This is a genomic window from Staphylococcus sp. HMSC061G12 (genome assembly GCF_001838465.1).
Lineage (GTDB): Bacteria > Bacillota > Bacilli > Staphylococcales > Staphylococcaceae > Staphylococcus > Staphylococcus simulans.
Genome location: NZ_KV837132.1, coordinates 1 through 455, shown reverse-complemented (window position 1 = coordinate 455; position 455 = coordinate 1). Strand labels below are relative to the sequence as shown.

The 455-nt window shown below is 28.4% G+C and carries 1 protein-coding gene; it reads left to right on the top strand.

What is annotated here, in order from left to right; all coding sequences use genetic code 11:
* Positions 1–246: 246 nt before the first annotated feature.
* On the top strand, positions 247–455 hold a 209-nt coding region (locus HMPREF2937_RS08960; protein ID WP_257245378.1), incomplete at its 3' end, for a YSIRK-type signal peptide-containing protein.

The window sequence follows — 455 nt, the reverse complement described above, 5'->3', positions numbered from 1 at the left end:
GTGTTAACCAGTCCAAAAGCTATACCACTGGCAAATGCCAATAATAATTAAAGGATAGACATCTGAGGCATAAACATCATGAGGTGGTATGAACATAAAGCAATAGTTAAATATATTATTCAGAGAAAAAATTATTAAAAAATGAAAATTTGGTTATATGGAGATTTTTAAGTATAATAAGGGTGTTATTATGAAGAAGTTGTATGAACAGTTTCTTTATAAAAAAAGAAAAAGGAAGTGAAGTTGTTGAAAAAATCAAAGAAACGTTTAGACTTTTTACCTAATAAGTTAAACAAGTATTCAATTAGAAAATTCACAGTAGGTACAGCCTCTATTTTAGTGGGAGCGACTTTATTTTTAGGAGTTAATAATGAAGCTCAAGCAGAAGAAATAGTTAACTCAACAAATAAAGAACTTTCACCAAAAGAAGGTAATACAGAATCATTATCAGAAGA